The sequence below is a fragment of the Kocuria oxytropis genome (assembly GCF_040981195.1).
GTDB lineage: Bacteria > Actinomycetota > Actinomycetes > Actinomycetales > Micrococcaceae > Kocuria > Kocuria oxytropis.
On the sequence record NZ_JAVFXA010000004.1, the window covers coordinates 158,641 to 175,472 of the forward strand.

The window sequence follows — 16,832 nt, forward strand, 5'->3', positions numbered from 1 at the left end:
TCGACCTGACTTCCTGGTGGCGGACGGGGGTACGGGGCGGAGGGCGGCTCAGACGGCGGTGACGGCGCCGAGGTCGCGGCCGTCGAAGCAGCTGCGGGTGCCGGTGTGGCAGGCGGCGCCGGTCTGGTCCACGCGCACCAGGAGGGCGTCGCCGTCGCAGTCGAGGCTCACGCTGTGCACGGCCTGCACGTGCCCGGAGGTGTCGCCCTTGCGCCAGTACTCCTGGCGGGAGCGGGACCAGAACGTCACGCGCCCCTCCGTGAGGGTCCTGCGCAGGGCCTCGTCGTCCATCCAGCCCAGCATCAGCACCTCCAGGGTGTCGTGCTGCTGCACGACGGCGGCCACGAGACCCTGGGGGTCGCGCTTGAGCCGCCGGGCCACGGCGGGGTCCAGGACGTCGGTTCCGGTGTCGGGGGTCTGCTCGCTCATCGCCCCCATCCTATCGACCCTGCCGCGGCCCCGGTCCCGCCCCGGTCCCGCCCCGGCCGGAGCCGGCCGTCCGGGCGCCCCGGGCCGGTCAGGACGGCTGAGCCTCATCCGTCCGGGGGGCGGGCAGCCGGGTCGCGGCGACGGTCAGGAAGGACACCGTCAGGATGTACACGGACAGCCCGAGCGCGTAGGTGCCCACGGCGCGGTACCCGCCGACGAGGGCGGGGTCGAGGAAGAAGTACGGGTACCAGCCGACCAGCTCACCGCGGACCAGGGTGTACACGGCCCACAGGGCCGGGAACACGGTGGACGCCCAGGTGGCGGCCCAGCGCAGGCGCCGGCGGCCCGGCGCCAGCAGGAAGTCGGCCACGGCGTAGAGGGGCAGCACGAAGTGCAGCACCTGCGAGGACAGGGGGACGAGGAAGAGGTGGCCGAACAGTTCCGCGTTGGCCAGCAGCAGCCCGAAGACGGTCCCGGAGACCACGGTGTAGGTCGTGGCCATGGCCCGCAGCCCCGTCAGCCAGCCCGGTTCCGCGGCACCGGCGGCGGTGTGCAGCCCGGCCACGAGCAGGGCCACCACGAGCAGGACGGCGCTGTGCACCGTGAAGTAGCTGAACAGGTTCGAGCCCAGGCAGGTGCGGGTGACGAACGCGCACTCCGAGCGGGACACCAGGGCCCAGACCGCGACCGCCAGGGCGCAGGCCCGGACGGCGACGACGACGAATCGCACGCGCGGCCTCCTCCCCCGGTCCTCCGGGGTCCAGGATAGGAGACGGGGCCCCCGCGGCACGCCCGCCCCGCGGGGCCCTGCCGTGACCGGCGCGCGGGGCCTATCGTGGGAGCAGGACCAGGTCGGCGACGGCGGGCAGGACACCAGGACGATGCATCCCAGGACGGCCACGGCACGGTGGCGTGCGGCACCCGGCGCGGCCACGCTCGTGCTCCTGCTGCTGAGCGCCTGCGGGACCCCGGCCCCGCCCGGGTCCCCGGACGGTTCGCCCACGGCGACCGCGTCCTCCGCCGGGCCGGGAGCCTCGCCCTCCGGGACACCCGCTCCGCCTCCCGGGGACGGCCGCTGGGGCGCCTATCCGGACCGGCGCGAGGCGTGCGCGGCGGTCGCCGACGACCTCGTCACCCTGGCCCTGCTGCCGGCCGGGCTCTCGGCGGGCCCGTCCGTGGCGGAGGTCCAGGACGTCGAGGACGAGGTGGAGTCGGTCCGGGACGCGGCGCCGCCGGCGCTGACGGCGGACCTCGCGCGGGTGCAGCTGCTGGTCGACTCGTTCGGGGAGGACCTGGCGGAGGACCCGGCGGCGCGTTTCGACGGCCAGGCCCTCGACGACGCGCTCGACCCCGTGCGGGACTGGCTGGACGACACCTGCCGGACCGGCAACTGAGCCGCGGTCCCGGACGGGGTCCGCGGACGGCGCCGCGGGCACCGAGCGCGGACCGGTGCGTGCGGCCGCCGCCCCGGCACGGGGCGGCGGCCGCACGGTGCGCCGGTCAGCGGCGGTGGAGGAGGCCGCGCAGGACGCCGCCGAGACCGCGGCCGGACCTGCCGGCCCCGGCCTGGCCGGCCGCGTTCATCCCGCGGGTGCCCCGGTGACCGCCGACGGAGCGCCCGGTGGTCCCCCGGCCGGCGCGCCCGGTGAAGCTCCTGATGATGCTGTTCAGTCCCACGGTGGACTCCTTCGCGGTCGGCGTCGAGCGACTGTCGTCAGCTCACTGTCGACTCTACGCCCGCCCGGCGCCGCGGACCACGGGTCGCTCAGCGGACCTCGTGGCCGGCCGCGCGCAGCGCGTCCTTGACCTCGGCGATGGCGTGGACCGGCCCGAAGTGGAAGATCGAGGCGGCGAGCACGGCGTCGGCCCCCGCGTCCACGGCCGGCGGGAAGTGCTCGGGGGCGCCCGCCCCGCCGGAGGCGATCAGGGGCACGTGCACCCGGGCGCGCACGGCCCGGATCATCTCGAGGTCGAAGCCCTCCTGGGTGCCGTCGGCGTCCATGGAGTTGAGCAGGATCTCCCCCACGCCGCGGTCCTCGGCCTCCTGCGCCCAGTCGAGGGCGTCCAGGCCCGTCAGCGTCCGCCCGCCGTGGGTCGTGACCTCGAAGCCGGAGGCGGTGTTGCCCGTGCGACGGGCGTCGAGGGAGAGGACGAGGACCTGGCTGCCGAAGTGGCCGGTGATCTCGTCGATGACCCCGGGACGGGCGACCGCGGCGGTGTTGATGGACGCCTTGTCCGCGCCGCAGCGCAGCAGCCGGTCCACGTCGGCGACCGCGCGGACGCCGCCGCCCACGGTGAGCGGGATGAAGACCTGCTCGGCGGTGCGGGAGACCACGTCGAAGGTCGTGGCCCTCGCCGCCGAGGACGCCGTGACGTCGAGGAACGTCAGCTCGTCCGCGCCGGCCTCGTTGTAGCGCTTGGCGAGCTCCACGGGGTCACCGGCGTCGCGCAGGTTCTCGAAGTTCACGCCCTTGACGACGCGACCGGCGTCGACGTCCAGACACGGGATGACACGTACGGCGACGCCCACGGGCGGCACCTCCTCTGCGGGATGGGACGGGTGGGCGGGGTCAGATCCGGGCGGCCTGGATCGGGGAGACCAGGATCGCCCGGGCCCCGACGTCGTAGAGGGCGTCCATGACCTTGTTCGTCTCGGACTTGGGGACCATGGCCCGCACCGCCCACGCGTTGCCGCGGCCCAGCCGGGAGATGGTGGGCCCCTCCATGCCGGGGGTGATCTGGGTGGCGGCCTCGACGTACTCCTCGGCCACGTCGTAGTCCATCATCACGTACTGCCGGGCCACGAGCACGCCCTGCAGCCGGCGGCGCAGCACGGCCAGGCCCTCGGGCTCGGTGGCCGCGCGGCTGCGGATCAGCAGCGCCTCGGAGGTCATGATGGGCTCGCCGAAGACCTGCAGGCCCGCGGCGCGCAGGGTGTTGCCCGTCTCCACGACGTCGGCGATCGCGTCGGCGACGCCCAGCCGGATCGAGGACTCCACCGCGCCGTCGAGGCGCACCACGGAGGCGTCCACGCCCCGCTCGGCGAGGTAGTCGCGCAGCAGCCCGTCGTAGCTCGTGGCGATCCGCCGACCCGCCAGCTCCTCGATCGAGCCGAACTCGCCGACGGGTCCCGCGAAGCGGAACGTGGACCGGGCGAAGTCCAGGCCCAGGTCCTCGTCGGCGTGGGCGCCGGAGTCCAGCAGCAGGTCGCGGCCGGTGATCCCGACGTCGAGGATGCCCCCGCCCACGTACACCGCGATGTCCCGCGGGCGCAGGTAGAAGAACTCCACGTTGTTCTCGGGGTCCACGAGCACCAGCTCGCGGGTGTCCCGGCGCTGCCGGTAGCCGGCCTCCTTGAGCATCGTGACGGAGGATTCGGACAGGGCGCCCTTGTTGGGCACTGCGACACGCAGCATGGGATTCCTTCTCGGCTTCGGTTCTTCGGTGGGACGGGGACGCCGGGCGGCGGCGCGCTCAGAGGTGGCGGTAGACGTCCTCGAGCCGCAGGCCCTTCGCGACCATCATCACCTGCACGTGGTAGAGCAGCTGCGAGATCTCCTCCGCGGCCTGCTCGGAGGTCTCGTACTCGCAGGCCATCCAGACCTCGGCGGCCTCCTCGACGACCTTCTTGCCGATGCCGTGCACGCCGGTGTCGAGCTCGCGGACCGTGCCGGAGCCCTCCGGTCGGGTCACGGCTTTGTCGCTGATCTCGGCGAAGAGGGTCTCGAAGGTTTTCACGACTACCAGGGTAATGGGTCCGCGGCGGCCTCCCGACCGGCCCGGACCGGCACGGCGCCCCGGGCCGGTGTCACACGCCCAGCTCCCGCAGCAGCAGCGCGGTGCGCACCGCGGCGGCCGTGGCCTCGTAGCCCTTGTCCTCCTGCGAGCCCTCGAGTCCGGCGCGGTCGAGGCCCTGCTGCTCGGTGTCGCACGTGAGCACGCCGAAGCCCACGGGCACGCCGGTGCGCACCGACACGTCCGTGAGGCCCTGCGTGGCGGCCGAGCAGACGTAGTCGAAGTGCGGGGTGCCGCCGCGCACCACCACGCCGAGGGCCACCACGGCGTCCAGGCCCGGGGCGAGGCGGGCCGCGGCGACCGGCAGCTCGAAGCTGCCGGGCACGCGCACCACCGGCGCGTCCAGGACGCCGGCGTCGGCGAGCGCCCGGCGGGCGCCGTCGAGCAGGCCGTCCATGATCACCGTGTGCCAGCTGGAGGCGACCACGGCGATGCGCAGGCCGCTCGCGTCGGCGCTGCTGAGGTCGATGTCGGGGGCTCCGTGTCCGCTCATGGGGTGAGGTCTCCTGTGCTGTCGGTCGTGCGGTCGGCGGTGCTGCTGATGGTGGTACCGGTGGTGCGGTCGGTCACGGCCTCGGCCCGGTCGGCGGGGCGGGCCACGACGTCGTCGACGTGGCGCAGCCGGTGCCGCATGCGGTCCCGCTTGGTCGCGAGGTAGTCGTGGTTCTCCGGCCGGGCCGGGACCTCGTTGGGCACCATGGCCACGACCTCGATCCCGAGGTCGGCCAGGCGCTCGGCCTTGGCCGGGTTGTTGCTGAGCAGCCGGATCCGGGTGAGCCCCAGCCGGTGCAGGATGGCCGCGGCCGCGCTGTAGTCGCGGGCGTCGGCGGGCAGCCCGAGCAGCTCGTTGGCCTCGACCGTGTCCGCGCCGCCGTCCTGCAGCTTGTAGGCGCGCAGCTTGTTGACCAGGCCGATGCCCCGGCCCTCGTGGTTGCGCAGGTAGAGCAAGGTGCCGCCGTCGTCGGCGATGCGCCGCAGCGCCAGGTGCAGCTGGGGGCCGCAGTCGCAGCGGTAGGAGCCGAAGACGTCCCCCGTGAGGCACTCCGAGTGCAGCCGCACCAGCGGGGGCCGGCCCACGGGCACGTCGGCCGGGGAGGGCGCGGTGAGGCTGAGGTGCTCGGCGACGGCGCCCCCGGGCCCTCCCGGCAGCTGCCAGCCGATCACCTCGAAGCGGCCCTCGGGCGTGGGCACCACCACGGGCTCGGAGCTGACCAGGGGGGAGTCCGGCCTCATCGGCGGCCCTCCTGCAGCAGCGCCGCCAGGTCCTCGATGCTCACGAGCGGGAGGCCGTGCCGGTCCGCGAAGTCGCGCAGGGCCGGCAGGCGCATCATCTCGCCCTCGTCGTGGACGAGCTCGGCGATCACGCCGACCGGTTCGAGGCCGGCCAGGGTGCACAGCTCGATCGCGGCCTCCGTGTGCCCGCGGCGGACCGCGACGCCGCCGTCGGCGGCGCGCAGCGGCAGGACGTGCCCGGGGCGGGTGATGTCCCCGGGCCCGGCGGCGGGGTCGGCGAGCACCCGCGCGGTGAGCGCCCGGTCGGCGGCGCTGATGCCGGTGCTCACCCCGTGCCGGGCGTCGCACGTGACGGTGTAGGCGGTGCCCTTCGAGTCCTCGTTCACGGCGACCATCGGCGGGAGCCGCATCGCGTCCGCCCGGGCACCGGTCATGGGCACGCACACGACGCCGGAGCTGTGCCGGATCGTGAAGCCCATCAGCGCGGGCGTCGCGTGCTCGGCGGCGAACACGAGGTCGCCCTCGTTCTCCCGGTCGGCGTCGTCCACGACGACGACGGGCCGTCCCTGCGCCATGGCCTCGACGGCCGCGCCCACGGGGTCGAGCCGGATCCGTGCGTCCGCCCCGTCACCCCCGGTGCCCGTTCCCTCGTGGGTGCTGCTGGTCCGCATCATGCTCCTTCTCCTGCCGTGGGCCGGGCCGTGCCCGGCGCCGGGGTGCTGTCGGTCCGGGCGAAGGCCAGCAGGCGCTGGGCGTACTTCGCCAGGACGTCGACCTCGAGGTTGACGGAGGCGCCGACGGGGCGGCGCCCGAGAGTGGTCTCGGCCAGGGTCGCCGGGATGAGCCCGACCTCGAACCAGTGCTCCGCGGCCCCGGGGTCGCTGACCGCCGTCACGGTCAGGGACACGCCGTCCACGGCGATCGAGCCCTTCTCGGCGACGAAGGGGGCCAGCTCGGCGGGCACGGCGACCCGCACCCGCTCCCACTCCCCCAGGTCCTCGCGGACCGCGACGGTGCCGGTGCCGTCCACGTGGCCCTGGACCACGTGCCCGTCGAGCCGTCCCCCGGCCGGCACGCAGCGCTCCAGGTTGACGGTGTCGCCCGCGCCCAGCCCGCCGAGGGTGGTGCGCACGAGCGTCTCGCCGATCACGTCGGCCAGGAACTGCCCGGAGCCGATCTCCGCGGTCCGGGTGGCGGTGAGGCAGACCCCGTTGACGGCGAGGGAGCCGCCGTGCGGCAGGTCGGCGACGAGCGGCCCGGCGTCCACGAGGAGGCGGGCGCTCGTGCCGTCCGGGCCGGGGTCCACCGAGCGCACGGTGCCCTGGCCGGCGACGATTCCTGTGAACATGCGGTGCTTCCTCTGTCTCTCGGTCCTGTCGGACGTCTCGGTCGTGTCGGTCGGTGCGGTCGTGCCGGTCGGCGTGCTGCGCTGCGTCGGCGCGTGCGGGCCGGGTCGGCCCGTCCCGGGCGCCGTGCCCGTGCGGGGACGGCCGGGGCGCGGGGCGCCGCTCACCCGGGCGGAGCGGGCCGCAGGTGGATCCACAGGTCCGGGCCGAGCTGCTGCACGGGTCCGCCGCCGACGGGGTCGAGGCGCCACCGGGAGGCGTCCGCGAGGGTGCCGATGCCCAGCTCCTCGAAGGCGGGCCGGCCCGCCCCGAGCACGAGGGGCGCCTGGTAGAGACAGAGCTCGTCGACGAGTCCGGCGCGCAGGAAGCCCGCGGCCACCGTGGCCCCGCCCTCGATGAGCACGTGGCGCACCCCCGCGTCGTAGAGCTCGGCCAGGGCGGAGTGGGGATCGTGGGTCGCCACGTGCCGGAAGCGTCCGTCGTCGCCCCGGACCGCGGCGTGCGGGGGCACCGGGCGCATGCCCATGACCACGCGCAGGGGCTGCCGCGGGACGGCGCCGCCGTCGCCGGTGCGGGCGGTCAGCCGCGGGTCGTCCGCCAGCACGGTGCCGCTGCCCACGAGCACGGCGTCGGCCCGGGCGCGCAGGTCGTGACCGTGCTCGCGGGCCGAGGACGACGAGATCCACCGGCTGCTCCCGTCCGCGGCGGCGATGCGGGCGTCGAGGCTCTGGGCGACCTTGAGGGTCACGAACGGGCGCTGGGCGCGCATCGTCTCGCCCCACCGGTCGTTGAGCCGCTCGGCCTCCTCGGCCAGCACGCCCGCGCGGACCCGGACTCCTGCCGCGCGGAGCGTGGCGGCCCCGCCGGACGCGGCGACCGTGCGGTCGGGGGCGCCGTAGACCACCCGGGGCACGCCTGCCGCCACGATCGCCTCGGCGCACGGACCGGTGCGCCCCCAGTGGTTGCACGGCTCGAGCGTCACGTACATGGTGGTGCCGCGCAGGTCGGTGCCGGCGGACGCGGCGCGCTCCAGGACGTCGACCTCGGCGTGCACGGTGCCCGCGCCGCGGTGGTGGCCGACGTGCAGGATCCGGCCCTGGGCGTCGACGAGGACGGCGCCCACGAGCGGGTTCGCGCCGCGCGGGCCGCGGGCCGCCGCGTGCAGGGCGGTCCGCATGAGCGACCGCTCGGCGTCGTCGCCGGTCCGGTGCTGCGGGTCCATCGCGTCGTCCTTTCCCGGGGCGGTTCCGGGGCGCAGGACAACGGTGCCGCCGCCGGGACCCGAGGGTCCGGACGGCGCCGTAGCCGTGCCGTCGACGGCACGGCACGAGAGCCGTTGAACGTGTTGCCTTCCATCCAGACTGTGACTGTCGGTACCGGAGTTCCACCGGTTCGGCCGGGCGACCCGCCGGTGCGGGCGCTGGGCGCCTGCACGGACGCGGCCGTCCGGTTCGCGGACTGTGACCGCCGGTTCGGACTTGCACCGACCCCGGAACACGTTGTTCGTGGGTCGATTATGTCACAGGGCGCGAGCGCACCGTCCCGCCGCGACACCGGGGCGGGACGGCTCAGCCCCGGTCCGGACGGGCGGCCGCGCGCAGGGCCGTGATGGCGGCCCCGGGGTCCGCCGCGCCGTAGACGGCCGAGCCCGCCACGAACGTGTCCGCCCCGGCCTCCGCGGCCCGCACGATGGTCTCCTCGGAGATCCCGCCGTCCACCTGCAGGGCCACCCGCCCCCCGCCGGCCCGGATCGCCGCGGCGGCCCGCCGGATCTTCGGGAGCGTGACGTCGAGGAAGGCCTGACCGCCGAAGCCCGGTTCCACCGTCATGACCAGGAGCATGTCCAGCTCCGGCAGCAGGTCGAGGTAGGGCTCCACGGGGGTCGCGGGACGCAGGGCCATCCCGGCCCGCGCCCCGTGGGCGCGCAGCTCCCGGGCCAGCTTCAGCGGGGCGCGGGCGGCCTCGGCGTGGAAGGTCACCGACTCGCAGCCCAGCTCCGCGTATCCGGTGGCCCAGCGGTCGGCGTCCTCGATCATCAGGTGCACGTCCAGCGGGACGGGGCTGACGGCGAGGATCCGCTCCACGAGGGGCATTCCCAGGGTCAGGTTCGGGACGAAGTGGTTGTCCATGACGTCCACGTGCACGGCGTCGGCGGTCGCGATCCGGCCGAGCTCCGCCTCGAGGTTGACGAAATCGGCGGAGAGGATCGAGGGGTGGATGCAGGTTCGGGACACGGGCACTCCTGGTGGTCGGTCGGGCGGGGGCCTCAGCGCTTGCGCAGCAGGGCCAGGAACATGGCGTCCGTGCCGTGGACGTGGGGCCACAGCTGGACGGTCGCGGGGCCGGAGGACCCCTCCCACGGGCGGGACGGGTCACGGTCCCGCTCGAGGGCCCCGGGCAGCGCCACGGCCCGGGCCGCCGCCAGGGCGTCGGCCGGCTCGGCGTCCGAGCGCCCGGCCAGCACGTCCTGGACCACGGTGAGGGTCTCGGCCGCGTGGGGGGAGCAGGTGGCGTAGGCGACCAGCCCTCCGGGCCGGGTCACGTCCAGGGCGGCGTGCAGCAGCTCGCGCTGCAGCGGCCCGAGCTCGGCCAGGTCGCGGGGGCTGCGCCGCCAGCGCGACTCCGGGCGGCGCCGCAGCGCCCCGAGCCCCGTGCAGGGGGCGTCGACGAGCACGCGGTCGAAGCCCGCCTCGGCCGCGGTGCCGCCGGCGAGCAGCTCGCCGGCCCGGCGGCCGTCCCCCGTGCGCACCGTCCAGGCCCGCTCGGGCACCGGCCGCAGGGCCCTGCGGACGAGCTCGGCCCGGTGCGGGGCCACCTCGTTCGCCGTCAGGTGCGCGCCCTGCCGGTCGGCGAGCGCCGCGAGCAGGGCCGCCTTCCCGCCGGGGCCGGCGCACAGGTCCAGCCAGCGCTCGCCCTCCGCGCCGCTGCCGGAGCCGCCCTCGCGGCCGGCGGCGGCCAGGGCGAGCGCCACCAGCTGGGAACCGGCGTCCTGGACGCGGACCCCGCCCTCCCGGACGGAGGCCAGCCGGTGCAGGTCCCCGCCGCTGCTCAGCGCCGAGCCCTGGACGAGGTGCCCGGGCCCGGCGCCGGCGGCGAGGGCCTCGGCGAGGTCGCCGAGGCCGGGCAGGGCCACGAGGTTGACCACGGGGGCCGCGTTGTCCGCCTCGAGGAGGGCCTCGAGCTCGGCGGCGTCCCGGCCGTGGGCGGTGAGCGACTGGCGCAGCGCCCGGACCACCCACGCGGGGTGGGCGTGGGCGAGGCCCAGGCGGGCGGTCTCGTCGGGGGCCTCGGCGGTCAGCTCCGCGATCCAGGCGGGCAGGTCCCGGGCGGCGACCTTGCGCAGCACGGCGTTGACGAGCCCGCCGGGGCCCGCCCCGACGACCGCCCGGACGAGGCCGACCGTCTGGTCGAGCGCGGCGTGGTCGGGCACGCGCATCGCCAGCAGCTGGTGGGTGCCCAGGCGCAGGGCGTCCAGGACGGCCCCGTCGAGCTCGCCCAGGGGGCGGTCCACGCAGCGGGCCAGCACGGCGTCCCAGGTGCCCTGCCAGCGCAGCGCGCCGTAGGCGAGCTCCGTGGCGAAGCCCGCGTCCCGGCGGTCCAGGCGGTGGGCGCGGAGAAGGCCGGGGAGCACGAGGTTGCCGTAGGCGCCCTCCTCCGACACCGCGCGCAGGGTCTCGAACGCGGCCAGCCGGGCCGGGTCCGCCCGGCGGGTCCGCCGCGCGGGGGCCGCGGAGGAGAAGGCGCGGTCCGCCTGGGCCGGGCGGTTGCGCTCGTGCCCCCGGGCGTTGCGGCGGGCACCGCCCGGCCGGCGGTCCCGGTCGCCCCGCCCGTCGTCGCGCCGGTCGCCGCGCTGCCGGTCCTCGCGCCCGCTCACTCGAACACCACCTCGTCCTCCGTGCTCCGGCCCCGCGCCCAGGCGGTGGCCTCCATCATCGTCCGTCCCGCCGGCTGCACCCGGGTGAGCTGCACCGCGTAGGAGCCGGTGCCCACCAGCACGGCGTCGCCGCGCAGGACGCACCGGCCGGGCGCGAGGCCCCGGACGTCGGGCCGGGGCACGACGCGCTCGAGCTTGAGCCGGCGGTCGTCGAGCCGGGTCCACGCCCCGGGCTCGGGCGTCGCACCGCGCACCCGGTGGGCGAGCGCCACCGCGGGCTCCGTCCAGCGGACCCGCCCGTCCTCGGCGGTGAGCTTGGGGGCGTGGGTGACGTCCCCCTGCTGCGGGGCGGGGCGGGCGGAGCCGTCCACCACGGCGCGCAGGGAGTCCGCCAGCAGGGGCGCGGCGGTGCGGGACAGGCGCTCCAGGACCGTGCCGGCGGTGTCCTCGGGACGGACCTCGTCGGTCATCGTGCCGAGGACGGGCCCGGTGTCCAGGCCGGCCTCGAGCAGGAACGTACTGGCGCCGACCACGGTGTCGCCCGCCATGAGGGCGCGCTGGACGGGGGCGGCGCCGCGCCACTGCGGCAGCAGCGAGAAGTGCAGGTTGATCCAGCCGTGCGGCACGGCGTCCAGGGCGTCCTGCGGGACCAGTGCCCCGTAGGCGACGACGGCGGCGACGTCCGCGCCCAGGCCGCGGATCCGCTCGGTCAGCGCGGCGTCCACCCGGTCGGCCCTGAGCACGGGAAGCCCGCGCCGCTCGGCCTCCTGCGCCACCGGCGAGGGGGTGAGCACCTTCTTGCGCCCCACGGGGGCGTCGGGGCGGGTGAGCACGGCCACGACCTCGACGTCGGGCTGCTCGGCCAGGTGGACCAGGGAGGGCACGGCCACGGACGGCGTGCCGGCGTAGAGGATCTTCACGGTTCTCCAGACGGGTGGGGACGGTGGCGGCGCGGCTCAGGCCGGGCGGGAGGGGCCGGCGCCGAAGGACGAGCCCACGTGCGCGGCGCGCTGCCCGGCCACGCCGCGGACCACCCCGTCGTAGTCGGCGGCACGGATGGCCCGCATCGCGTCCTTCTTGGCGGCGCCCACCAGCCGGTCGACGTAGAGCCGCCCGTCCAGGTGGTCGGTCTCGTGCTGCAGGCAGCGCGCCAGCAGGCCGGTGCCCTCGACGGCCACGGGCTCGCCGTGCCGGTCGAGGCCGGTGACCCTGGCCCGGTCGCGGCGCGGGGTCGGGAAGGACAGGCCCGGCACGGAGAGGCAGCCCTCGCCGCCCTCCTGGGGCTCCTCGCCCAGCTCCAGGACCGGGTTGACCACGTGGCCCTCGCTGCCCTCGACCGCCCAGGTGAACACCCGCACGCTGACCCCGACCTGGGGCGCGGCGAGACCGACGCCGCCGACGTCCAGCATGGTCTCGTGCATGTCGGCGACGAGGCGGCGCAGGGCGTCGTCGAACACCGTGACCTCCTGCGCGCGGGTGCGCAGGACGGGATCACCGATGGTGCGGATGGGCAGGACGGACATGACGGGACCTCGCTCTCGACCCGCCAAGTCTACGGGCCGCCCGGCCGCCGCCGGCACGCGGTGCCTACGGCCGCTCGCGCAGCGGTGGCGGGGGCACGGGGCGCAGGGCGGGACCGGCCGCGGCGAGGGCGGTCTCCTGGGTCCACAGGCGGTGCAGCGCGCAGAACTTGTACCAGTGCTGCTCGAGCACCCCCGGCACGGCCTGGACGGGCACGACCTCCGTCTCGCCCACCGCCACCCCCAGCAGCAGGTCCGCGCTGCCGTAGGCCCACGGCTCCCAGGTGCCGGCGTCCGCGTCCACGAGGGACTCCTCCGCCTTGAGCCCCGCCACGAGCTGGGTCACGACCTTGGGGTCGAGGGACTTCACCCGCCCGTCCCGGTCCGTGCCCTTGGTCTTGTAGTCGATCAGGCACACCTTGCCGGCGATCCGCGCCACGAGGTCGAGGGTCCCCGCGTAGCCCACGGTGGAGTTCCACACCGTGACCTCCACCGCGAGCGGCTCCGGGGTGTAGAGGTCCCACCACTCGTCGAAGCGCGAGGCGAAGCGCTCCTCGCCGTGCTCCGCCAGGGCGGCGCGCGCGTCCGCCGCCCGGTGGGGCCGGCCGAGGGCGCGCAGGGCGATCTGCTCGGCGTAGGTGTGCACCCGGTCCCCGCGGGCCGCGGCCTCGTCCCGGTGCCGCTCGGCGGCCCGGGCCGCGTCCCGCACGACGGCCCGCAGCTGCGCCGGCGAGCCCAGGGCCGTGCGCAGCCGGGCGTCCTGCACGGCGGCCTGGGCGGCGGAGTAGCCGTACCAGCCGTCCAGGTCCGTGGCGGCCCGGGAGAGCACCGTGGTGATGGAGGGGACGGTGGCCTGGTCCGCGACGGACCTCGCGTACATCCGTCCGTACTCGGTCTGTTCCGCCAGCCTGGGCTGTGTCACGCTGCTCGTCGCCTCTCCCTCGTGTCCCCGGGCCCGGGGCGGACCCGGTGCTCCGGGCCCTGTCCCGCAGGCTACCGACCGCCTCGGACACGGGCCGGCGGTACCCGGCGGGGCGTGCCTGCCCGCCGCGCCCCTCTCCCCGCCGGGGCTCCCGACGGGGAGGGCGGGCACGACGAAGGCCCCGGCTCGGGGAGCCGGGGCCTTCCTGGTGGTGCGCGATACTGGGATCGAACCAGTGACCTCTTCCGTGTCAGGGAAGCGCGCTACCGCTGCGCCAATCGCGCCCGAGCGATGGCCCCCGGAGGGACCGTCGAGCGTGGTGGGTGTGCACCGAGGTGGAGACGGGATTCGAACCCGCGTAGACGGCTTTGCAGGCCGCTGCCTAACCACTCGGCCACCCCACCGGGACCTGGTCCTCACGGACAGGGCCGTCGGTCACGACATCGTTCATGCCGATCACTGCGAGCGGACGACGGGAGTCGAACCCGCGACATCCACCATGGCAAGGTGGTGCTCTACCAGCTGAGCTACGTCCGCATGTACTGCTTCGGCCGATCTCTCGATCGCCCGATCAGGAACTCTAGCACAACCCGTTCCGGTGGTGTTGCTGCCGGTCCGGGGCGTGCCGGGTCCGGCGGGCGCACGGTCCGTGGCGGCCCTGGGGCCGCTCCGTCCGCAGGAGCCCGTCGGTGTTCCTGACAGATGAAGACTGTACGGGACCGATTTCCGAAACGCCAAATCCCCCGCGGTGCCGCCGTGCGGCCGGGTCCGGGACCCGCGCCGCGGCCCCGAATTGGTCCCCGGCCGGGATGTGGGTTATGGTTTTCGAGCAGCAAGCGCGATTGGCGCAGTGGTAGCGCGCTTCGTTCACACCGAAGAGGTCACTGGTTCGAACCCAGTATCGCGCACGAGCAGCACACAGAGGGCCCGGGCTGGAGACAGCCGGGGCCCTCTGTCGTGCGCCCTGAGCTGTGCACACGGAGTCGTGCGCACGGAGCGGCCCGCGCCGCCCGGGGCGGCGCGGGCCGGTCCGGCTCAGACCGCGGAGACGTCCCCGAGGATGCCCTCGCGGGCCAGGGCGGTGAGGCGGGACACCGCCCGGAAGTACTTCTTCTGGTACCCGCCGGCCATCATCTCCTCGGTGAAGACCTGATCGAAGGGCCGCCCCGAGGCGATGATGGGCAGGTTCTTGTCGTAGAGCCGGTCCGCCAGCACCACGAAGCGCAGGGCCACGGCCTGCTGCTCGATGGTGTGCACGTCCTGCCAGACCACCGCGTCGATCCCCTCGAGGAGCTTGCGGTACCGGGAGGGGTGGACGGCGGCGAGGTGCTCCACGAGGTCGGCGAACCGGTCGGCGGCCACCACCCGCCCCGCGAAGTGCTCCTCCACGGCGCGGTCCAGCTCGGCGTCGGACAGCGGCGCCGGCGCCTGCGGCAGGCCCCGGTGCCGGAAGTCCTCGCCGTCGATGCGCAGCACCTCGAACTGGTCGGCGAGCACCTGGATCTCCCGCTGGAAGTCCTGGGCGGCGAAGCGTCCCTCGCCGAGCGAGCCGGGCAGCGTGTTGGACGTCGCCGCGATCCGCACCCCGGAGTCGGCGAGCTCGCGCATCAGCCGGGACATGAGCACCGTGTCCCCCGGGTCGTCGAGCTCGAACTCGTCGATGCACACCAGGCGGTAGCCGCTCAGGGCGTCGACGGCCTTGCGGAACGTCAGGGCCCCCACGAGGTTGGTGTACTCCACGAAGGTGCCGAACGCCTTGGGCCCCGGCACCGCGTGCCACAGCGAGGCGAGCAGGTGGGTCTTGCCGACCCCGAACCCGCCGTCGAGGTAGATGCCCGTCCGCACGGCGTCCCGGCGGGCGCCGCCGCCGAAGAGCCGGCCGAGGAACCCGCCGCCGGAGCCGGCCGAGCGCTCGACCGAGTCCGCGAACCTGCGCAGCTCGCGCACCGCCTCCTCCTGCGAGGGCTGCTGCGGATCGGGCCGGTAGGTGTCGAACGAGACCTCCCCGAAGCGCTCCGAGGGACGGAAGGCCGACAGCAGCTCGTCCGCCGACACGTGGGGGCGCCGCTCGGTGAGGTGTTCGATCTGGATGCTCACGGGGAGACCTCTCTGTCCGCCGTGCCCGGCGGTTCGCTGGTTCGGCGCGCCGAGCGGCGCACGCGCGTGCTCCGTGGATTTTACCGGCTGCCCGCCGTCGGGGTGCGCCCGCCGCGAAATCCGGCCCCGTCCAGCGCGCCCGGGATCGCCCGGGCGGGAACGGCCGCCGCCGGGACCACTACCCTGGGGGATGAAGCCGGTCCGCGCGGGCCGGCACCCCTGATACCCCACCCGGAAGGAGTCCCCCATGGGCGTCGCCGTGGAGAACAACGAAGAGTTCGCGCAGTACGCGCACCCCGAACGGCTCGTGTCCACCCAGTGGGTCGCCGAGCACCTGGGCGACCCCGGAGTCGTCGTGGTCGAGTCGGACGAGGACGTCCTGCTCTACGAGACCGGCCACGTGCCCGGCGCCGTGAAGGTCGACTGGCACACCGACCTCAACAGCCCCGACACCCGGGACTACGTGGACGCGGCGGAGTTCGCCGAGCTCATGGCGCGCAAGGGCATCTCCCGCGACACCACGATCGTGGTCTACGGCGACAAGTCGAACTGGTGGGCCGCCTACGCGCTGTGGGTGTTCGAGCTGTTCGGCCACCCCGACGTCCGCCTCATGAACGGCGGGCGGGACAAGTGGGTGGCGGAGGGCCGCGAGCTGTCCACGGACAAGGTCGCGCCCGAGCGCGCCGACTACCCCGTGGTGGAGCGCGACGACACCCCGATCCGCGCGTTCCGGGAGGACGTGCTGGCGCACCTGGGGCAGCAGCCCCTGATCGACGTCCGGTCCCTGCCGGAGTACACCGGGGAGCGCACGCACATGCCCGACTACCCCCAGGAGGGCACGCTGCGCGGCGGGCACATCCCGACCGCGGCGTCCGTGCCCTGGGCGCGGGCCGCCGCCGAGGACGCCACCTTCCGCTCCCGCGAGGAGCTCGAGGCGATCTACCGTGACGAGGTCGGGCTCTCCGCCGACGACGACATCATCGCGTACTGCCGCATCGGGGAGCGCTCCAGCCACACCTGGTTCGTGCTCAAGCACCTGCTCGGCTACGAGAAGGTCCGCAACTACGACGGCTCCTGGACCGAGTGGGGCAACTCGGTGCGCGTGCCGATCGTCCGCGGTGAGGAGCGCGGCGAGGTCCCGGGGTCGGCCCGATGAGCGGGGCCCTGCCCGCCCAGCTCGAGGAGCTCGTCGCGGACTTCACGGCCGTGCCGCAGGAGGACAAGCTCGAGCTGCTGCTCGACTTCTCCCGGTCCCTGCCCGCCCTGCCGGAGCGGCTGGGCGAGCACCCGGAGGAGCTCGAGCAGGTCGTGGAGTGCCAGTCGCCGCTGTTCCTGACGGTCGAGTGGGACGAGGGCGCCGTGCCCGGCCCCGGCGCCCCGGTGCGGCTGTTCTTCTCCGCCCCGGCGGAGGCCCCCACCACCCGGGGCTTCGCCTCGATCCTGCACGAGGGCCTCGACGGGCTCCCGGCGCAGGAGGTCCTGGACGTCCCCGACGACCTGCCGGAGCGCTTCGGGCTCACCCAGCTCGTGTCCCCGCTGCGGATGCGCGGGATGTCCGCGATGCTGGCCCGGATCAAGCGGCGTGTCCGCGAGCTCCAGGACGCCTGAGGGACCGG

The 16,832-nt window shown here is 75.4% G+C and carries 20 protein-coding genes, 4 tRNA genes and 1 riboswitch; of the genes, 4 read left to right on the forward strand and 20 right to left on the reverse strand.

Annotated elements, in window-relative coordinates; translation table 11 throughout:
• Positions 1–48 precede the first annotated feature (48 nt).
• Together hisI and QYM41_RS05950 are read right to left on the reverse strand one after the other, a co-directional pair.
• A complete protein-coding gene (hisI, locus tag QYM41_RS05945; RefSeq protein ID WP_368798823.1) occupies positions 49–429 on the reverse strand; it encodes a phosphoribosyl-AMP cyclohydrolase in 381 nt (126 codons plus the stop codon).
• Between the two features lie 88 nt (positions 430–517).
• Positions 518–1,159, reverse strand: coding sequence for a Pr6Pr family membrane protein (locus QYM41_RS05950; protein WP_368798824.1), 642 nt, complete (start codon positions 1,157–1,159; stop codon positions 518–520).
• A 151-nt stretch (positions 1,160–1,310) separates the two neighbouring features.
• Between QYM41_RS05950 and QYM41_RS05955 the strand changes: the two genes are divergently transcribed.
• Complete coding sequence (locus QYM41_RS05955) at positions 1,311–1,823, forward strand: hypothetical protein (protein ID WP_368798825.1); 513 nt, start codon at positions 1,311–1,313, stop codon at positions 1,821–1,823.
• A gap of 106 nt (positions 1,824–1,929) precedes the next feature.
• On the opposite strand, the gene QYM41_RS05960 is transcribed toward QYM41_RS05955, so the two are convergent.
• The 17 genes from QYM41_RS05960 to QYM41_RS06040 form a co-directional block, all read right to left on the reverse strand.
• Positions 1,930–2,106 carry a hypothetical protein gene (locus tag QYM41_RS05960; RefSeq protein WP_368798826.1) on the reverse strand — a complete coding sequence of 59 codons (177 nt, stop codon included), beginning with the start codon at positions 2,104–2,106 and terminating at the stop codon, positions 1,930–1,932.
• Positions 2,107–2,194: 88 nt separating this feature from the next.
• Positions 2,195–2,959, reverse strand: coding sequence for an imidazole glycerol phosphate synthase subunit HisF (gene hisF, locus QYM41_RS05965; protein WP_368798827.1), 765 nt, complete (start codon positions 2,957–2,959; stop codon positions 2,195–2,197).
• Positions 2,960–2,999: 40 nt separating this feature from the next.
• Complete coding sequence (gene hisG, locus QYM41_RS05970; protein WP_368798828.1) at positions 3,000–3,845, reverse strand: ATP phosphoribosyltransferase; 846 nt, start codon at positions 3,843–3,845, stop codon at positions 3,000–3,002.
• Positions 3,846–3,903: 58 nt separating this feature from the next.
• On the reverse strand, positions 3,904–4,167 hold the full coding sequence (locus tag QYM41_RS05975) for a phosphoribosyl-ATP diphosphatase (protein WP_017833948.1): 264 nt from the start codon (positions 4,165–4,167) through the stop codon (positions 3,904–3,906).
• Positions 4,168–4,237: 70 nt separating this feature from the next.
• A complete protein-coding gene (gene ribH, locus QYM41_RS05980) occupies positions 4,238–4,717 on the reverse strand; it encodes a 6,7-dimethyl-8-ribityllumazine synthase (RefSeq protein WP_368798829.1) in 480 nt (159 codons plus the stop codon).
• Entirely contained in the window at positions 4,714–5,457 is a 744-nt protein-coding gene (locus QYM41_RS05985) for a GTP cyclohydrolase II (protein WP_368798830.1), read from the reverse strand. Before QYM41_RS05985 ends, ribH begins: the two co-directional genes overlap by 4 nt.
• Positions 5,454–6,128 (reverse strand): 3,4-dihydroxy-2-butanone-4-phosphate synthase, encoded by a 675-nt coding sequence (gene ribB / locus QYM41_RS05990; RefSeq protein ID WP_368798932.1) that lies wholly within the window; start codon positions 6,126–6,128, stop codon positions 5,454–5,456. The genes QYM41_RS05985 and ribB overlap by 4 nt, the downstream gene beginning before the upstream one ends.
• Positions 6,128–6,805 (reverse strand): riboflavin synthase, encoded by a 678-nt coding sequence (locus QYM41_RS05995; RefSeq protein ID WP_368798831.1) that lies wholly within the window; start codon positions 6,803–6,805, stop codon positions 6,128–6,130. Before QYM41_RS05995 ends, ribB begins: the two co-directional genes overlap by 1 nt.
• 161 nt (positions 6,806–6,966) lie before the next feature.
• Positions 6,967–8,025 carry a bifunctional diaminohydroxyphosphoribosylaminopyrimidine deaminase/5-amino-6-(5-phosphoribosylamino)uracil reductase RibD gene (gene ribD, locus QYM41_RS06000; protein WP_368798832.1) on the reverse strand — a complete coding sequence of 353 codons (1,059 nt, stop codon included), beginning with the start codon at positions 8,023–8,025 and terminating at the stop codon, positions 6,967–6,969.
• A 116-nt stretch (positions 8,026–8,141) separates the two neighbouring features.
• Positions 8,142–8,305: riboswitch (FMN riboswitch) on the reverse strand.
• A 66-nt stretch (positions 8,306–8,371) separates the two neighbouring features.
• A complete protein-coding gene (gene rpe, locus QYM41_RS06005; protein ID WP_368798833.1) occupies positions 8,372–9,037 on the reverse strand; it encodes a ribulose-phosphate 3-epimerase in 666 nt (221 codons plus the stop codon).
• Positions 9,038–9,069: 32 nt separating this feature from the next.
• Positions 9,070–10,677, reverse strand: a complete 1,608-nt coding sequence (locus QYM41_RS06010; protein WP_368798834.1) for an RsmB/NOP family class I SAM-dependent RNA methyltransferase — start codon at positions 10,675–10,677, stop codon at positions 9,070–9,072.
• Positions 10,674–11,597 (reverse strand): methionyl-tRNA formyltransferase, encoded by a 924-nt coding sequence (gene fmt / locus QYM41_RS06015; RefSeq protein WP_368798835.1) that lies wholly within the window; start codon positions 11,595–11,597, stop codon positions 10,674–10,676. The genes QYM41_RS06010 and fmt overlap by 4 nt, the downstream gene beginning before the upstream one ends.
• A 36-nt stretch (positions 11,598–11,633) precedes the next feature.
• The gene (gene def / locus QYM41_RS06020) at positions 11,634–12,200 is read right to left on the reverse strand and encodes a peptide deformylase (protein ID WP_368798836.1); all 567 of its coding nucleotides are present in this window, start codon (positions 12,198–12,200) and stop codon (positions 11,634–11,636) included.
• A gap of 64 nt (positions 12,201–12,264) precedes the next feature.
• A complete protein-coding gene (locus QYM41_RS06025; protein ID WP_368798837.1) occupies positions 12,265–13,119 on the reverse strand; it encodes a cytochrome in 855 nt (284 codons plus the stop codon).
• A 209-nt stretch (positions 13,120–13,328) separates the two neighbouring features.
• Positions 13,329–13,403: transfer RNA gene (locus QYM41_RS06030), tRNA-Val, on the reverse strand.
• Positions 13,404–13,452: 49 nt separating this feature from the next.
• Positions 13,453–13,523 (reverse strand) — tRNA-Cys (locus QYM41_RS06035).
• A gap of 60 nt (positions 13,524–13,583) precedes the next feature.
• Positions 13,584–13,656: transfer RNA gene (locus QYM41_RS06040), tRNA-Gly, on the reverse strand.
• Between the two features lie 299 nt (positions 13,657–13,955).
• Between QYM41_RS06040 and QYM41_RS06045 the strand changes: the two genes are divergently transcribed.
• Positions 13,956–14,027: transfer RNA gene (locus QYM41_RS06045), tRNA-Val, on the forward strand.
• A 127-nt stretch (positions 14,028–14,154) separates the two neighbouring features.
• Here QYM41_RS06045 and zapE read toward each other — a convergent pair.
• The gene (gene zapE / locus QYM41_RS06050; protein ID WP_368798838.1) at positions 14,155–15,216 is read right to left on the reverse strand and encodes a cell division protein ZapE; all 1,062 of its coding nucleotides are present in this window, start codon (positions 15,214–15,216) and stop codon (positions 14,155–14,157) included.
• Between the two features lie 247 nt (positions 15,217–15,463).
• On the opposite strand from zapE, the gene QYM41_RS06055 reads away from it, so the two are divergent.
• Both QYM41_RS06055 and QYM41_RS06060 read left to right on the forward strand, forming a co-directional pair.
• Entirely contained in the window at positions 15,464–16,372 is a 909-nt protein-coding gene (locus QYM41_RS06055) for a sulfurtransferase (protein ID WP_368798839.1), read from the forward strand.
• Entirely contained in the window at positions 16,369–16,824 is a 456-nt protein-coding gene (locus QYM41_RS06060) for a SufE family protein (RefSeq protein WP_368798840.1), read from the forward strand. The genes QYM41_RS06055 and QYM41_RS06060 overlap by 4 nt, the downstream gene beginning before the upstream one ends.
• Positions 16,825–16,832: the final 8 nt, after the last annotated feature.